This is a genomic window from Cognaticolwellia aestuarii (assembly GCF_002000025.1).
In the GTDB taxonomy this organism is placed as follows: Bacteria; Pseudomonadota; Gammaproteobacteria; order Enterobacterales; family Alteromonadaceae; genus Cognaticolwellia; species Cognaticolwellia aestuarii.
In genome coordinates, this window is sequence record NZ_MUZV01000009.1 from 82,671 (window position 1) to 100,930 (window position 18,260).

10 protein-coding genes are annotated in these 18,260 nt (G+C 38.8%); 9 read left to right on the forward strand and 1 reads right to left on the reverse strand.

What is annotated here, in order from left to right:
• The first annotated feature begins 140 nt into the window (after positions 1-140).
• From B0169_RS14255 to B0169_RS14265, 3 genes are all read left to right on the forward strand, one after another.
• On the forward strand, positions 141-3,620 hold the full coding sequence (locus B0169_RS14255; protein WP_077286907.1) for a PAS domain-containing hybrid sensor histidine kinase/response regulator: 3,480 nt from the start codon (positions 141-143) through the stop codon (positions 3,618-3,620).
• A 454-nt stretch (positions 3,621-4,074) separates the two neighbouring features.
• The gene (locus B0169_RS14260; protein ID WP_077286910.1) at positions 4,075-6,993 is read left to right on the forward strand and encodes a TonB-dependent receptor; all 2,919 of its coding nucleotides are present in this window, start codon (positions 4,075-4,077) and stop codon (positions 6,991-6,993) included.
• Positions 6,994-7,754: 761 nt separating this feature from the next.
• Positions 7,755-8,642: an NAD(P)-dependent oxidoreductase gene (locus B0169_RS14265; RefSeq protein WP_077286913.1), complete on the forward strand. Its 888-nt coding sequence runs from the start codon at positions 7,755-7,757 to the stop codon at positions 8,640-8,642.
• Between the two features lie 457 nt (positions 8,643-9,099).
• Here B0169_RS14265 and B0169_RS14275 read toward each other — a convergent pair whose 3' ends face one another.
• Positions 9,100-9,837 carry a FadR/GntR family transcriptional regulator gene (locus B0169_RS14275; RefSeq protein WP_077286919.1) on the reverse strand — a complete coding sequence of 246 codons (738 nt, stop codon included), beginning with the start codon at positions 9,835-9,837 and terminating at the stop codon, positions 9,100-9,102.
• A 462-nt stretch (positions 9,838-10,299) separates the two neighbouring features.
• On the opposite strand from B0169_RS14275, the gene B0169_RS14280 reads away from it, so the two are divergent.
• From B0169_RS14280 to eda, 6 genes are all read left to right on the forward strand, one after another.
• On the forward strand, positions 10,300-12,570 hold the full coding sequence (locus tag B0169_RS14280; RefSeq protein WP_077286922.1) for a chondroitinase-B domain-containing protein: 2,271 nt from the start codon (positions 10,300-10,302) through the stop codon (positions 12,568-12,570).
• Positions 12,571-12,591: 21 nt separating this feature from the next.
• Positions 12,592-14,859 carry a heparinase II/III domain-containing protein gene (locus tag B0169_RS14285; protein ID WP_412842142.1) on the forward strand — a complete coding sequence of 756 codons (2,268 nt, stop codon included), beginning with the start codon at positions 12,592-12,594 and terminating at the stop codon, positions 14,857-14,859.
• Positions 14,860-14,915: 56 nt separating this feature from the next.
• Positions 14,916-15,296, forward strand: coding sequence for a cupin domain-containing protein (locus B0169_RS14290; protein WP_077286927.1), 381 nt, complete (start codon positions 14,916-14,918; stop codon positions 15,294-15,296).
• Entirely contained in the window at positions 15,293-16,591 is a 1,299-nt protein-coding gene (locus B0169_RS14295; protein ID WP_077286930.1) for an MFS transporter, read from the forward strand. Before B0169_RS14290 ends, B0169_RS14295 begins: the two co-directional genes overlap by 4 nt.
• Positions 16,592-16,652: 61 nt before the next feature.
• Positions 16,653-17,621, forward strand: a complete 969-nt coding sequence (locus tag B0169_RS14300) for a sugar kinase (protein ID WP_077286933.1) — start codon at positions 16,653-16,655, stop codon at positions 17,619-17,621.
• 2 nt (positions 17,622-17,623) lie between these two features.
• The gene (gene eda / locus B0169_RS14305) at positions 17,624-18,247 is read left to right on the forward strand and encodes a bifunctional 4-hydroxy-2-oxoglutarate aldolase/2-dehydro-3-deoxy-phosphogluconate aldolase (protein ID WP_077286936.1); all 624 of its coding nucleotides are present in this window, start codon (positions 17,624-17,626) and stop codon (positions 18,245-18,247) included.
• Positions 18,248-18,260 lie beyond the last annotated feature (13 nt).

An 18,260-nucleotide genomic window follows, 5' to 3' on the forward strand; every position in this document is an offset into this window, starting at 1 on the left:
CAACTTACTAATAAGCGTGATATGCTAAGTAATAAAAGCGCTAAAGGTCGTTATCTTCAAGCAATGCTTTGCCTAAATACGTTGCTAACTTCAGCTCAATCCTGCATCTTGAAATGACATGAATATATAAAGGAATAAATTTGTTAGCTTGGTTATCTATTGATACGTGGTTGGTTACCATTCTTTCGGTTGGTTATCTTTGTTTACTTTTTTTAGTGGCTTACAAAGGCCAAAATCAATCACCTGAACAATGGCGCTGTAAGCCTTGGGTGTATAGCTTATCGCTAGCGGTTAGCTGCACGTCTTGGGCTTTTTATGGCACTGTTGGGCAAGCGGCAACCACAGGAGCATGGCTTGCACCGATTTATATTGGATCAATGCTTTGTTTAGTGCTTGCCTGGCCAATGCTGTTAAAAATGTTGAACATTATTAAGCGACAAAACTTAACCTCGATTGCTGATTTTATTGCTTTTCGTTACGACCGCTCACCTAAGATAGCTATTACAGTTGCTTTGATCGCTTTAGTCGGCACTGTACCTTATATTGCTTTACAGTTACGCGCCATAAGCACCAGCTTTGATTTACTTACCGGTACCTTTCAATCGGGTATTAGTACGGCATTTGTTGTGACGGTTGTGTTGATTGTTTTTAGTATTTTATTTGGTACTCGGCAAATTGCCGCCAGTAAACAAAATCAAGGTTTAGTCTTAGCCATAGCATTTAGCTCAGTTGTAAAGCTGTTTGCGCTAACCGCTGTTGGCTTGTTTGCCAGCTTTTTTGTTTTTGATGGCTTTGCTGATCTTGCATCGCAACAACAAAGCCATACCTTGTTTAGTGAAAATAACTCCGTTTATCTGGCAATAGCGCAGGCAATATTAGGTGCTATTACCATTTTTGTTTTACCACAGCAGTTTCATATGATGATGATTGAAAACCATCATCCACAAGAATTAAAAACCGCGCGTTGGTTATTTCCGCTGTACTTTATTTTAATTAATATTTTTGTATTACCTATTGCGATTGCTGGATTGCTCACTTTTCCGGGCGGGAGTGTTGATGCAGATACCTATGTGCTGACTTTACCTTTATTTTTTCAACAGGCTTGGCTGGGTATTATTGTTTATATTGGTGGTTTAGCTGCGGCTACGAGTATGGTGATTGTTTCAGCTATTGTACTTAGCACGATGATTTCCACTGAGGTGATCACACCGCTGATGTTGAAGTTTAAATTATTTACTAAAGCGGGGGCCCCACAATTTTCTGGCTTATTGTTAAAGCAGCGCCGATTAGCCATTAGCGCTATTTTATTATTTGCTTTTGCGTTTGAGCGTAGCATAAACCAACAAAGTCATCTTGCAAGTATTGGGTTGCTGTCTTTTGTGTTGTTATCACAATTTGCTCCCGCGATTATTGGTGCTTTATATTGGCGTAAAGCCAATGGTAAAGGCGCATTAACTGGGCTGATTGTCGGTAGTTTAGTATGGTTTTATACTTTGTTATTGCCCATTATTGCCCCTAATTTAGCATGGGTAGAAAATGGCCTATTTGCTATTACTTGGTTAAAACCTACGGCGCTTTTTGGCTTAAATTTTCTTGATTTAACCAGTCACGGTGTATTTTATAGTTTAATGACTAACATTGTTTGTTTTGTTGTTGTTTCGTTATTAACCCATCGCAGTGTCGGTGAAAAATTACAAGCCGAAATATTTATCCGTAAAAGCCAGAGTAAATTTGAGCGTAACCTCAGTACCGAAGATCTCTACAGTTTATTATTACGCTTTATTGATAAAGACTCGGCTGAAGCCTTTATGAAAGTTGCCAAGTCAAATCACCTAAATAGTGATATTGAGCCGGTAAATTTGGTGGAATACACACGTTTACAGCTTTCTGGTGTCTTGGGTTCAGCTTCAACGCGTATGGTAATGAAAGCGGCGTCTAGAGCAGAGAAAATGCCACTAGAAGATGTTGTGAGTATCGTTGATGAAGCTAACCAAATGTTTCGTTTTAATCGCGAGTTATTGCAATCAGGAGTCGAGAATATCGAACAAGGCATTAGTGTGATTGATGCCGACATGAGGTTGGTGGCGTGGAACCAGCGCTATATTCAGTTACTCGACTATCCAGATGGCTTTGTACAAGCGGGTTTACCGATAGAAACTTTGCTGAAATATAATATTACGCGCGGCATTATTTCCGGTCATCATGATAGTGAACAGATGATCGCCAAACGTATTGCTCATATGCGAAATGGCGATAGCCATCATTTTCAGCGCAAAATGCCTAATGGCATTGTTTTAGAAATTCGTGGTCAATCGATGCCAGGTGGCGGCTTTGTTAGCACTTTTTCTGACATTACTGCACACATTGAAGCAGAAAAAGCACTGCAACAAGCGAATGAAACCTTAGAAAAGCGTGTTGAAAGTCGTACACAAGAGTTACAAAAAGCCAAAGCAGAAGCTGAAGCGGCTAATAGTAGTAAAAGTCGATTTTTAGCTGCGGCAAGTCATGATTTAATGCAACCGTTTAACGCCTTATCATTATTTACTTCTATGTTAAAAAAGAAAGTTCAAGGCGAAGAGTTAACAGCATTAGCTGAGCATATTGATGATTCGTTAAATGTGGTTGAAGCGTTATTATCGGATTTAGTTGAAATTTCTCGATTAGATAATAGCTCTGAAAAAATAGAAAAAAATCAATTTGCTCTAGATGATTTATTAAATCCGCTTAAAAATGAATTTACTGCGCTAGCACAACAAGCCAATATCGATTTTTCTTACCAATTAAGTCAGTGTGTGGTGCACTCTGATAAGCGAATGCTTAGGCGGATAATACAAAATTTTTTATCGAATGCGATACATTATTGTCATGATAAACAAGGTGATAAATCGCATGTCCGTAATCGAATTTTACTCGGCATACGACGTAATAAAACCATGATACGAGTTGAAGTTTGGGATAATGGTCCTGGTATTGCGTTAGCACAACAAAAAGCTATTTTTCGTGAATTTGAACGCTTAGAACAAAACCGTGAAATACCTGGACTTGGCTTAGGGCTGGCGATATCAGAGCGTATGGCTAAATTGTTAGGCTTAACGATTACCGTGAGATCTGAGTTAGGTAAAGGCACATGTTTTAGTATTGAAATTCCCCGTGTTAACGCCAGTGAGTCAACTATACCCCCTAGTGTAATTGGTCATGACTTGCGAGCAAATAAAGCCGTAGAGCCGTTAGCAGAATCAGAAAACCTGTTTAACCAACGTGTTGTGTTGTTGATCGATAATGATGAGTTGATGTTAACCGCAATGGCATCACAGCTTATCGATTGGGGTTGCAATGTGTTAACCGCACATGATCAACAGTCTTGCCAGCAGGCACTGGCCAATGCTGATTCGTCTCCCGATATTATTATTGCGGACTACCATCTTGATTATGGTCAAAATGGTGTGGATTTAGTGCAAGCTATGCTCACACGCGAACAGTGGCATCTGCCAGCTATAATTTGTTCCGCAGACCCTTCCGAAAGTGTTCGTCAGCATACCAGTGATGCTGAATATTTGTTTTTGCGTAAGCCAGTAAAATCTTTGGCACTTAAACGTATCATGCGCCAATTACTGACTTAGGTAGCAGTATTTCATATCAACAGTGGTTAGAAGTGTTGAGGGTTTAATGTTCGCTTTCGTTACTTTACTTGTAAAATGTACTGATGTACTGATGTACTGAAAGGGGCATTACCCGAGCTATCATCCTACCTTCCTCCTCCTCAGCTCTGATCAGCTGTTTCACCTGCTAGATATTCTAAGATAATCGCGAGTAAATAACTTAAGCTTACAAGGAGTAAATTTATTTATCGTATTCAAATAAATTTACTCCTTGTAAGCTATTGATAAAATTAATGGTTAACCAATTTTTGTTACCAAAGGGTGTTTTTTCTTTGTTTTTATGAATATTTGGTTATATCTTTTTGTTGACGGATATTGCTGGATTGGTTAGTTTAAGGTGTCGTTAATTTTAAAATAACAAAGGCTAAGATAAAGCTTTGAATAATTAGTAGACTTAAAAAACAAGGTGGGGAAGATGAAGAACATAATTACAACCAATAAAACAAAACTTGCTGCAGCTGTTCAGCAATTATTCATAGCAAAAAATATTCGCAATAATTTATCTATTGCTTGCATAGGTTTAGCATTACCATTTTCAGTAATGGCGCAAGAGCAAGTAAAAACCGATGATATCGAAGTTATTGAAGTTAAAGGCATGCTTGGCAGTCTCAAAGCTGCAGCACTACTTAAACGTACTGATGGCCGAATTGTTGATGCCATTGTTGCCGAAGATATCGGTAAACTACCTGATAACAATATCGCTGAAGCACTTCAGCGTATTACGGGTGTCTCAATCAACACTGACTTTGGTGTCGGTGATAGTGTTTCTATTCGTGGCTTGCCACAAAATCGCGTCGAGTTAAACGGTCGTTCAACAATTGGTGATTCACGCGATGGCATCAGCCTACAAGATTTTCCTTCAAGCTTTTTGAAAGCAGTAGAAGTTGTGAAATCACCAACAGCAGATATGATTGAAGGCGCGTTAGGTGGCACAGTAAGTCTTAAAACTGTTCGTCCGCTAGAGCTAGAAAAGTTAACTGCAGCGTTTTCACTAGATGGCGAATATGCAGATAAAACTGAAAATTGGGCGCCTGTATTTAGTGGCTCAGTTGGTAATAACTGGGACTTAGGTGATGCCGGTACATTTGGTGCGTTAGCGATGTTATCTTTTCAAGACCGCGAAATTCGACAAGATGAGTTTTTTAGCCGTATTAAACCACAAGATATTGATATTGATGGCATGAGTGCTAATACTGAAAGCGGCAACTTTATCGTTAGAGATCAGCATACTGTAGAGCAATATGTTGAAAACCGTAAACGAACAGCATTAAATTTCTCGCTGCAGTGGGCTCCGGTGTCTGGTGACGGCATGATATATCTTGATCTTAATGGCACTAAGCGCTCAGGAGAGCAAAATGGTAGTTCAATTATTGCCGTCGGTGGATCACTACAAACGGATGCTAACACAACACAAGATGCTAACGGTCAGCTTAACAATTACACCTTAACCAATGACTTTGCCATTCCTAAAACCTACAGTGATTTCCGTGATACAGACTCATACTCTCATGCTCTTGGTGGTGAGTGGACTATTTCTGATGGCATTATGATTTCAGGTGAAGTTGCTGTGGCATCTTCAGAAAGCTTTAGACCGGATTCAGAATTTACTTTAAGACCTATTGAACGTGCAACGGGTAATACACATACTTACGATGGTATCTTTTCTCAATCAGGCGATAGACTACCAAGTATCATTCATTCAGATCCTGCGGCGTTTACCAGTGCAGATAATTTAGCATTACGTACGTTTAAAACTGAAGAGAAAATTACCAATAACGATGAAACCGCAGCTCGTTTTGATGTTGTTATTGATGAGCCCCTTGATGTTGATTGGATATCGTCAATAAAAGCGGGTGTTCGTGTGACTGAGCGCGAATACGTTTACAAGCAATATAAAGAAGAAATAAAAGACATTTACAAAAACGCATTTAACGATGCTGATGGCTCATTGGCAACATTATGGATTGATGATTATAACGCAGCGTTCCCGAATAGTTTTTCAACCATTAGCCATGCACATTCGTTTAATCAATTAGGTTTGTCTGGTCAAAATGATTTGCTAACTTATGCCAACTTTAATGGTTTGTCTAATCCCGGTAATGCTTATGCGCAACTACAACAATTACTTGCTGGTACTAACTTAGCCACTACAGGTAGTTTAGCGGATAACCTTGAAGAAAATGAAGGCGCTTATCGAGATATTACTGAAGATACTGCTGCTATATATATATCAGCGCATTTAGATTTCGATGATATTACTGCCATTATTGGTGGTCGATATATTAAAACTGATCTTGAATCTGCAGTTATTCGTGATGGCGAAAAGGTTACGGGTGAAAATGATTACAGTGACTTTTTACCAAGCTTAAATGTAACTTATAACGTTACGGGTGATACGGTTGTTCGTTTTGCTGCAGCAAAAGTTATGCGCCGTGCTGACTTTGGTCAACTAAGCCCTGCATTTGATATAGACAACTCAATTGTTACAGCTAATCAAGGTTCAATTGATTTAGAACCTTTCCGTGCTACGCAATATGATCTATCTGTTGAGCATTACTTTGGTCAAGGTAACATGTTGTCGTTTGCGGTATTTTACAAAAATGTAGAGTCTTTCTTAAGCACTGAGTCTACTTGTGTCGCTAACAGTGCAACATCAGGACAAAATGTTACTGAATGGGAAAATGTATGTCAGCTTAATACTGCAGGAGTAAATAATAGTGATTTAGTTTTCTCAAGCGTTTCTGACTTTGCAAGTAATGCGGAAGGTGAAGCACATGTTGCTGCTTTACGTGATGCAGGTCTTACGGGTATTGATACCGAGAAGGATACTAATGGTGAAAACGGTAAAGTTAAAGGTTTTGAAATTGGCTACCAACAATTCTTTGACTTTCTACCAGGTGCATTTTCTGGTTTAGGTGTTAGCGCTAACTACACTTACGCTGATAGTGAACAGCCTAATGGTAATCCTCTTTTAGATATTTCTAAAAATACTTATAACCTACAAGTATTTTGGGAGTATGAAGGTGTTGCTACTCGTTTAGCTTATAACTACCGTGACAGCTTCTTGGATACTGAAGATGAAAAACGTGTTGAATCTATTGATGCAACAGGTGCTATTGGTGCTGATGACTCTGTTTACGGAAATAACTACCGTGACGATAGAGGTCAGTTAGACTTTTCAGCAAGTTGGGATATTAATGAGAATTTCACTTTAGTGGGTAACGCAACCAATATTACTGGCGAACCTTCTATCTTTAAATCTGAATTAGGTAGTAGCTGGAAATACACTGAAGCAGATCGTCGTTATACCATTGGTGTTCGTGCTAAGTTTTAAGCCAATCCGCAACAATCAACTTAGTAGCTTATTAGTTTGCTAAGTTGATTGGGGGCTAGTTTTAGTTCTTATAGTGACTACTTCATTAGATTAAAGCAACGCAGTATTTATTGACTTAAATACTGCGTTTTTTATTGTCAAATAAAAGCTAATGTTAGCAGGCGTCCCTCTTCATTATTATTGGTAAGACAGATTGGGAATATAGCCAAGTGCTGTTTTTTTCCTGTAATAAAAAGCTACTGAAGTGGTTTATCATTGGGTAATGTTACTTCAATGAATAATTTGATGCGTGTTATTACCAATAACCAGTAATTGGTTGACAGTTGGTTTTGCTTTGGTTAGTATCTAAGTTGTCTTGCAGTTATAGGTTTTAGTCGACCAAATCACTTGATTGATAAGCGCACAATTTGATTGCAGCGTAAGGTGATTATAAAGATATCGTGAATTTAATTTAGTAAATAACCCTGTACTTTATGAGCAAAACTGCGCTTGGCTGTAGTACTCGATGAGATGTTAAGTGACAAGTTAACTCAACAAATTACAGGATGTTGAGCAATATCTTATATACAGGAGCAAGTGCTATTACTTGAATCGGAAACGTTAAAATGTTTTCAATAAGTTTTAGTAAAATTTAAATTTATCAGATAGTTAGTTTATCATTTGATGAGACTCTATCGGATGGAAATACATTAGCAGGCCACCGAAACGGTGAGCAATTACACACGAAAATATTCATATAGCAATATATTTAGGAGCTAGTTATGACAAAACCTACTATAGGTTTCATCGGCCTTGGCCTTATGGGCAGCAACATGGTTGAAAATTTACAAAAGAAAGGTTTTGAGCCGATTGTTATGGATCTTAATAAAGATGCAGTAGCGGCAGTTGTTGCACGTGGAGCTACTGAAGCTAACTCAGCTGCAGAGCTCGCAGCAGCAAGTGATATTGTGATGCTATGTCTTACCACCTCAACAGTTGTTGAAAAGCTTGTTTATGCTGAAGATGGTATTTTAGCAGGAATAAAAGAAGGTGCTGTATTGATTGACTTTGGTACTTCTATCCCAGCTTCTACCCGTAAAATCGGTGCAGATCTTGCCAAAAAAGGCGCAGGAATGATCGACGCTCCTTTAGGACGCACACCAGCACATGCCAAAGATGGTTTACTTAATATTATGGCATCTGGTGATGCGGCAACATTTGAAAAAGTAAAGCCTATTCTTGAAATGCAAGGTGAAAATGTTTTCAATTTAGGTGCACTAGGTGCAGGTCATACAACTAAGTTAATCAATAACTTTATGGGTATGACAACTGTGGCTGCTATGTCACAGGCATTTGCTGTAGCAGATAAAGCCGGTGTTGACCGCCAGCAGCTTTTTGACATTATGTCTACGGGTCCTTCTAACTCACCTTTCATGGGCTTTTGTAAAAACTATGCTGTTGATGGCGTAAGTGATTTAGGTTTCTCGATTGATAATGCCAATAAAGATTTAGGCTACTTCTTAGAAATGGTTAAAGATTTAGGCACTCGCGCACAGATTGCCGAAGGTACTTCTGCTAACCTTAAAGCCGCTGTTGATGCCGGCATGGGCAAAGGTAATGTACCTGAAATTTATGACTATTTTCGTGAACTAGACGTTGTACGCTTATAATGTCATTACTGTGCTGCTAAGAAAATATGTAAGCATTATGCTTAGCTAGCTTCAGCACAGTAAAATTTTGTTTACCAATAAAAAAGCTTCGCAAGAAGCTTTTTTCTATTGAGCCTCACTACTTTATACCAATATCGATAGTCTTTTATTTCAACTGCTTTGATAGCACCTTAACTGCTATTTATTGAAACTACGCTTTACATATACCGTATGTCGCGCCCAGCGGTACTTAGGTTTTTTGCTTCTCTTATCCTGTTGTGGCGAAATGCGGCCTATACAGCATAAAAGTACTAAAAATAGAATTAACACTAAGGAGACTAATAGAAACAGGGTTGAAAGTAAAAGAGTTGATAGTATGAGCAATAACAGCGCTCTAGAGGTAATGACTGGCGATAACTTGATTGTGTGGTTCTGGTCTCAACCAGAGACCAGAAGTTATGAAACAATGATGATGGGCTTACATATGCGCAGAGTTTGGAATTGAATACAAGCCACGTTTTTCGCTATTTCTTTGTTTGATTTCTTCTAAAGCTCTGGTTTCAACAGCATCAAACAAAGCATTGATTAAACGATTGAAGTGGCTATGCATTGCCACTCTAGCTTGTGTTGAGTCGCCTGACTTTAACGCAAGGTATATTTCTTTATGTTCAGCCAGGGTTTTAGAGTTATCTTTACTACAAACACTGTCGTAATCTTTAATTATTTCTGGTGTTGAAGAGCGAAGTTTCCATAAATTTTGTGCAGAGAGCATCAAAGCACTATTACGTGTTGAGTTGGCGATAATATGATGGAACTCTTTATCTGCAGCAGCAATAAACTCACTATTTTCCATGTCAACTAGCGTTTGATGTAAGCGCGCTAATTCATCTTCAGAAATGGTGGTTGCCGCAATAGCTGCAATCTCGCCTTCAATTAATGCACGAGCTTGTGTTACTTCAAAGGCATTAACCTTGTTTTGTGCACCAATTTGATTAGCAGGTTTAAGTACATAGATGCCAGAGCCGGTTTTTACTTCAATTTTCTCTCTAACTTCTAAGGCGATAATAGCTTCACGTATCGTGGGTCTACTAACATTGAAAGTTTCAGCTAGTTCTCTTTCTGGTGGCAAGCGACTGCCAGCCGAATATGCGCCAGAGTCAATTAAGGCTTCTATTTTATCTACAATGCTCCAAAACAGCCTACGGTTGCTGCTCATAATATTTCCTTAACTAATATACTGATTATTTATCACATCTATAATAAATATCATATCGCTTTCTTTACCCCTTAGCAAAATTATTAAGCTAAATTAAGTGATTTTTTCAAATTTTGGTATGGTCAGTTTTGTGATTTTGGTATAAGGGGACGTATTAATTACTTTACTTTGTTGTTACCAGTTCTGTTTTTTATCTTTTTATTGGTAATGTAATTTGGTTGACAATTGCGTGGTGAGTTGGTTAAATCAAACAAGTTTTAAGTTAAAGAGGTTAAATGAGTATTGTTGGGGCGCTCTGTGCTGCACATACTGACATACCATTAACTTTAAATGCTGTATTTGTATTGCTTTGTTTAGCTAATAATAAAGCTGAGCAGGGTGTATCGGTTTAATTGGGTTAATTTTAAGTAATTAAGCCGATTATATTAATGTTGTTTTAAATATTACCTCATAGGTTAGTTTATGAACCCAGCTAGAATATCTATACCATTAATGTCATGTATCGTTGCATTAATGTCTTGCATCTTGGCGATAACACCAGTAGCTGCGAAAGAATGGCTAGTTGAAAACCAGCAAGCCTATGAGCAAGTATTGAGTAAAGTGAAAGCCGGCGATGACATTATACTCGCTAATGGCACATGGCATAATTTTGAAATACTCTTTAAAGGTGAAGGTAGCAAAGAGCAACCAATAACCCTTAAAGCTCAAACCAAAGGCAAGGTCATTCTTACCGGGCAGTCAAACTTAAGGTTAGCCGGTCAGTACCTGGTTGTTTCTGGTTTAGTTTTTAAAGACGGTTTTACACCTAGTAGTGCAGTAATTGCATTTAGAAGCAACAAAGAAACGTTAGCTTATCACTCTCGGGTAACTGAAGTGGTGATTGATAACTATAATAATCCGGATAAACGCGAGTCAGATTATTGGGTAGCTATATATGGTCAACATAATCGTTTTGATCATAACTACTTAGCGGGTAAGCGCAACAAGGGCGTTACTGTCGCTGTACGCCTTGATAGCAAAAATAGTCAAGAGAATCATCATCAAATTGATCATAACTATTTTGGTCCGCGTCCTATTTTTGGGTCGAATGGTGGTGAAACCTTACGTATTGGCACTAGTCATTACTCGTTATCAAATTCATATACTTTAGTTGAAAATAATTACTTTGATCGCTGTGATGGCGAGGTAGAAATTATTTCAGTTAAATCTGGCAAAAATAACATCCGTAATAATGTCTTCTTTGAATCAAGAGGCACGCTGACCCTGCGCCACGGCAATGGGAACGTTATTACTGAAAATGTATTTTTTGGGAATGGCGTAGATCACACCGGCGGTATTCGTGTGATTAACAAAGACCAAATAGTGCGAAACAACTACATTGAAGGTTTAACAGGTTACCGTTTTGGTAGTGGTTTTACGGTAATGAATGGCGTACCAAACTCAAAAATTAATCGTTATCATCAAGTTGAAAATGCCCTGATTGAAAATAATAGTTTGATCAATGTTGCTCATGTGCAATTAGCCGCTGGAAGTGATGCAGAAAGATCAGCTGTTCCTATCAGTTCTACCATGCAAAACAATTTAATTTTTAATGACAATGGTCAACAACCTTTTACTTTATTTGATGATGTCAGTGGTATTAATTTTCAAGGCAATATTGCCAATACTCAGGCACATGAAAAGTTAACGGCTGGTATTAGCCAAGAAAAAATAGCACTGAAGCGAGCCGCTAATGGCTTGCTTTATCCTGTTGACAGTAAGTTTGCCAATAAAGGTGCGCCCAAATCTCTTTCTCCTATTGCAAAATCAGCAACAGGTCCGCGCTGGTATGCAAAAAAAGATAGCTTAGTTGCCTTTGAGTCGGGAAAAATTACTCAAGTAGCCGCAACAGATGATGCTTTGTTTAATGCTGTGCTTGCTGCAGGCGAGGGTGATACCTTGCTGCTAGCGGATGGAAAGTATGATGTGAGAAAGATGATTGATATTAATAAAACCTTATCAATTAAAGCTCAACACCAAGGTATGGCAAAAGTTACTTTTCAACGTTCAACATTGTTTCAAATTTCTGATGGCGGCAGTTTAACACTTGATGGTCTAGACTTTAGTGGCAGTAATAGCCCTGACGCTGCAGGTAACAGTTTAATTCGCTCACAAAAATGGGGCATGGTTGATAACTATCGATTTGTTATGCGTAATAGCAAAGTCAATGCGCTTGATATTAACCATTCGTTTCACTTTTTTGACTCTGGTAGTGGTGCGTTTGCTGATTATATTGAGTTAACGAATAACCAGTTCAGTAATATTACCGGCGACGTATTACGTTTGAATAAGGAAATGGAAGACCTCGGCATTTATAACGCTGAATACGTTACCTTAAAAGGCAATAACTTTGATAATGTGCAAGGCGCTCTAGTGAGCCTATATCGTGGCGGCACTGACGAAAGTACTTTCGGTCCACATTTTGAAATGACTAAAAATACCATTAAAAACAGTAGCCAAGGTAAACGTAATAAATCAGCTTCAAGCCTTTATTTACATGGTGTACAAGTGACTAATATCGTAAACAATACCTTTGACAATAGCGCTATTGTCACTATTGAGCATACGGTAGGCGAGCCTAAAACGGTGTTAAAAAATAACAAGTTTAACAAAACAGCAGCGCCAAGCATTGAAGAATTACATGCAAAAGGCCCTCACACCGCCGTCTTGGTTAATAATCAGCAATCTTTATAACAGATATTAATGAGCTTTTTTATGCTAACTACAATAATTAAATCAATAAAGCCTTTGTCTTCACGTTACAGCATGGTTACTAAAGCTGCGCTTAACATTACCCTTTTAGCGACGTTAACTATCAGCCAATCGGCATCGGCAAGAATCAGTCCTAATCTTGTTGTTACACCAGCTGATGTAAATAATATGCGCGCGGCAATTACCGTCGATGGGCAGTTCAAGTCAACTTTTCTTGCCAATAAAGCGGCTATTGAACAACAAATGCTCAGCGCTATTACCGTGCCTTTGCCAAAAGATGGTGGTGGTGGTTATACCCATGAGCAACATAAGAAAAACTATAAATTAATGTACGATGCGGGTATTGCTTATCAATTAACGCAAGATGAACGTTATGCACAGTATGTTCGAGATATGTTATTAACCTATGCTGAGCTATATCCTGCATTGCCTTTACACCCGGCAAGAAAAATGGGTAAACAAAACCCCGGTAAATTGTTTTGGCAAAGTTTGAATGAAGCCGTATGGTTAGTTTATACCAGCCAAGCTTATGATCTGGTGATTGCCTCATTAACTTCTGCAGAAAAAAGCAAGATAGAGCAAGGCTTATTCCGACCTATGGTGAAGTTTTTGTCGGTTGACTCACCTGAAACTTTTAACAAAGTACATAATCATGGCACATGGACAACCGCGGCCGTTGGTATGACTGGCTACGTATTAGGTGAGCCTGAATGGGTTGAACAAGCACTTTATGGTTTAGACAAATCTGGCAAGGGTGGTTTTTTAAAGCAACTTGATGAATTATTTTCGCCGCAAGGTTATTACAACGAAGGCCCATATTACCAGCGTTATGCATTAATGCCGTTTGTTACTTTTGCTAAAGCAATTGAAACTAATCAGCCAGAACGTAAAATTTTTCAATACCGTGACGGTATTGTGCTAAAAGCCATCGACACCACTATACAACTTAGTTATAACCAATTGTTCTTTCCTATCAATGATGCCATTAAAGACAAAGGTATTGATACCATTGAATTAGTCAACGGTGTAGCCATTGCTTACGGCTTAACAGCTGACGCTGGCTTACTTGATATTGCTAAGCAACAAAAACAAATTATATTAACCGGTGACGGTTTAAAAGTAGCGCAAGCATTAGATAAAAATCTAATGCAACCTTATGGCTTTAAATCAGTGGCTTTTGGCGACGGTAATGATGGCAAACAAGGCGCGTTAGTGATTATGCGCCAAAATGTTGCAGGCGAACAAGCGGTGCTATTTAAGCCAGCAGCTCAAGGGCTAGGGCATGGACACTTTGATAAGTTAACGTGGCAATTTTATGATAAAGGCGAAGAAATAGTTTCAGATTATGGTGCTGCACGCTTTTTAAATGTTGAGGCAAAATACGGCGGCCGCTACTTACCAGAAAACCAAACTTGGGCTAAGCAAACCATTGCACATAACACGGTTGTGGTCGATGAGGAAAGCCACTTCAATGCTAATGTGGAAAAAGGTAACGCTAATCATCCTGAGTTAATCTTTTTTGCCGAAAATGAGCAGGTAAAGGTTGGCGCTGCACATATTGATAGTGCCTATGAGGGCGTTGATTTAAAAAGAACTATTGCACTTATCAACTTACCTGTAAATTTAAAATCAAAGCAAAAACAATCATTTGTTGTTGATGTTTTTGAGGTCACTTCAGATGAGTCACACCAATATGACTTACCGGTTCATTATAAAGGGCAGTTGATCAGCACTGATTTTGAGTTAAATACGCAAGTAGCCAGTTTGTCAGTGCTAGGCAAAGACAATGGCTACCAACATTTATGGCTAAAAGCGCAAGCCCAGCCAAAATCGGGTTTATCGCAAATTACATGGTTAAATGAAAATGGTCGATTTTATACCCATTCGACCATTCTAGATGGTGACAGTTCGGTAATGTTCACTCAAATAGGTGCGAATGATCCGCTGTTTAATTTACGTAATGAAAATGCTTTTATTACTCGTAAAAGTCAGGCGAAAAGCCATACATTTGTTAGCGTTTTAGAGCCTCATGGTGAATATAACCCAGCAAAAGAATTTACGCTTTCGGCGGTCAGTGATGTTAAAAAATTATCACATCAAAAAATTAATAATATTGATGTTGTAGAACTTGTGCTGACAAGTGGGCAAAGTTATTTACTTGCTTTTAATTCAGTAGCAAAGCTTCAAGGAACACAATCAAATAGCTTTGTATTTAACAACAATAAATATCATTTCAATGGTCGCTCTAAATTGTTCGAAATGAACAATTAAGTAACTAAATAGTTAAACAATTATAGATAAATAAAATAAGTAGTAGGGGAAGCATTATGAGTCAAAGTGAAAATTTTTCATTTGGTAACGAAACAGAAATTGAAGATATTGGCGGTGGACTAAAACGCCAAATGTTGGGTTACAACCACGAACTAATGGCGGTAAAAATTTGGTTTGAAAAAGGCGCTATTGGTTACAACCATGCTCATAGACATTCTCAAGTGACTTATGTTGTTGAAGGTGAGTTCCACTTTAATATTGACGGTGTAACCAAAATATTAAAGCCAGGTGATAGTTGCATGATACCTCCGCATGCCGATCACGGCGCTACATGTCCAACGGGCGGTATTTTAATTGATACATTCAGTCCGGCTCGAGAGGACTTTGTTGAAGCAGGTGCTTTTGATCATATTCACAATCAGGAAAGCAGCTCATGAAAATCAAAAATTTACGCTGGTGGGTGATTCTATTAATCGCACTTGCAACGGTGATTAACTATATCGATCGCTCTGCGCTTAGCGTACTTTGGCCTGATATTGTTGAAGAATTATTTCCAGACGAGAGCGCCTTAGAACGTAAACAAATTTATGCCAATATTTCGATTGTATTCATTTTGTCTTATGCTTTTGGTCAGGCAATATTTGGTAAAATATTTGACTGGATAGGCACACGTTTAGGGTTTGTGCTATCTATTGGTGTTTGGTCGCTAGCTACTGCGGCTCACGCCCTTGCTCAAGGTGTACTTAGTTTTAGTATTTTTCGCGCTATTTTAGGTGTGGCTGAAGCGGGTAATTGGCCGGGTGCAGCAAAAAGTAATGCTGATTGGTTTCCAACTAAAGAACGTGCGCTAGCCCAAGGTATTTTTAACTCTGGTGCCGCTATTGGCGGTATTATTGCTATTCCGTTGATTGCTTATTTAACAGTTTATTTTAGCTGGCAAATGGTTTTTGTTGTCATTGGTATGTTAGGTTTTTTATGGCTTATTCCTTGGATTATTCTTGTGAAAGCGCCACCAAAATCACACCCATGGATCACTGATGAAGAGCGTGAATATATTTTAACGGGTCAAAAGAATACTGAAGCCGAAAGTGATAACGACGAAGATGAATACAACCCTTCAACTAAAGAGTTACTTTCTCGCAAACAAAGTTGGGGCGTTATTATTGCTTCAGCCGCTATTGACCCTATTTGGTGGTTATTTGTTTTCTGGATCCCAATTTATCTAAATGAAGTGTACGCAATGGATGTTAAATCTATTGGTATCTATGGATGGGTGCCATACGTTGGCGCTATGTTTGGAGCTTGGTTCGGTGGCTTACTTGCGCAAAATCGTATTAAAGCGGGTTGGAATACCGACAAAACGCGTAAACTTACTATCACACTCGGTTGTCTTATTATGCTACCTGCGCTCTTAGCAATGGCAAACCCTGGTGGGCCAACAACGGCAGTACTTATTATGGCGGTTATTTTATTTGGTTTTCAAACTGCTATTGGTAACGTGCAAACCTTACCTAGTGATTTATTTGGTAAAAAAGCGGTTGGTACGCTGGCTGGCTTTTCAGGCATGGCAGCAAAACTTGGCGCTTTAGGCTTAACGGCTTTAGTACCTTATTTAACTGCTGACGGAAATTATACTCCTGCATTTGTTATCGGTGCTTCATTAGCAATAATTGCCATGGCTGCCGTTTGGTTTCTAATTCCTAAAGTTGAACCATTAAAGGCTAAGCAATAAATACTCAGTAATCGATAGCTTATTATCGAAAAATTTTAATTACAGTTAATAAGGTTTGTAAATGAAAAACATTTTTTTATTCGGTGAATGCATGATTGAGTTGATGGCTGCTTCACAAGGTCAGTCATCCAATACCATGCAACAATCATTTGCTGGAGATGTTTTTAACACTGCTGTGTATTTAAAACGTACTTTTGCCGACGTACAGGTAAATTTAGTCACTGCGGTAGGTAAAGACCCGTTTAGCCTTGATATGATCCAATATTTTGAAAAAGAAAATATTGGCACTGATTTAGTCTTTAAATCAGCCTCTAAAATTCCTGGCTTATATTCTATTCAGCTGGATGCACAAGGAGAGCGAAGCTTTACTTACTGGCGAGAAAACTCAGCAGCACGTCAAGTTATGCAACATATTGACGATGCCGCTACTGAGCAGTTATCAAAAGGTGATATGTTCTTTTTTTCTGGTATCTCTTTAGCTGTTATTGAGCCCGATGCTAGACCTGCATTTTGGCTTTTAATTGACAAGCTAAAAGCGGCGGGTGTGCAAATTGTTTTTGATCCTAATTATCGACCTCGCCTGTGGAGCGGTCCTGAAGAGGCGCAAGCACAATTTGCTTTAGCATTACAGAAGTCAGACTTATCTTTGCCTGGTGTTGATGATTTTGAGCAGCTATTCGGCATGACCAATGTTGATGAAGTTTATACTTACTGTCAGCCATTTCATGTTAATGAGTTAGTGATTAAAAACGGTGAACAAAGCATTTTAGTTGTTGTTGATGGCGTCAGCACTGAGTTTGCTATTACCCCTGTAGCAAACGTAGTTGATACCACGTCAGCTGGTGACTCTTTTAATGGTGTTTACCTTGGTGCGCGTATTGAAGGCTATGAAATTAGTGACGCTATTGCCTTAGCATCTAAAGCCGCGGGGTTTGTTATACAGCACAGAGGTGCTATTACGCCAGCGCAAGAATTTAGTGAATTTATCAACGCTCAGCTTGCCTCTGTGGCAAAATTAAAAAAGGATTAATTATGACATCATTTTCCACCTTGATGGGAAATCAAAAGCTCTTGCCCATTATACAAGCCAGTTCAGTGTCACAAGGACTAGCAATCGGCGAGGCTATGGCTGCAGCAGGTATTCATTTAGTTGAAGTCGTACTGAGAACCGAAGCATCACTAGATGTTATTAAGGCGCTTAAGCATGAGTTACCGGCCTTGAAAGTAGGGGCAGGTACCGTGACGGATGCCGATATTTTAAAACAAGCACTTGATGCGGGTAGTGACTTTATTATTACGCCAACAATTTCAAACAACTTGCTGACTCATCTATCTAGTTGCACCGTTCCTGTGTTACCAGGTGTATCTAATGCTGCTGATATTTTAATGGCGAAAGAATATGGTTATCGAGAGCTGAAGCTTTTTCCTGCTTCGTTATCTGGCGGTGTCCCATTTTTAAAAGCTATGGCAGCTGTATTTAGTAACATTACTTTTTGTCCAACGGGCGGCATTAATGAAAGTAACCAACAAGCATATTTGGCATTAAAAAATGTTTTTGCTGTTGGTGGTACTTGGATTGCCTCACCTGATTGGGTTGCTAACCAAGAATGGTTGAAAATAACTCAAGCTTGTAAAGCTGCACAAGTGATAGCGTAGCTATAAAATAGCT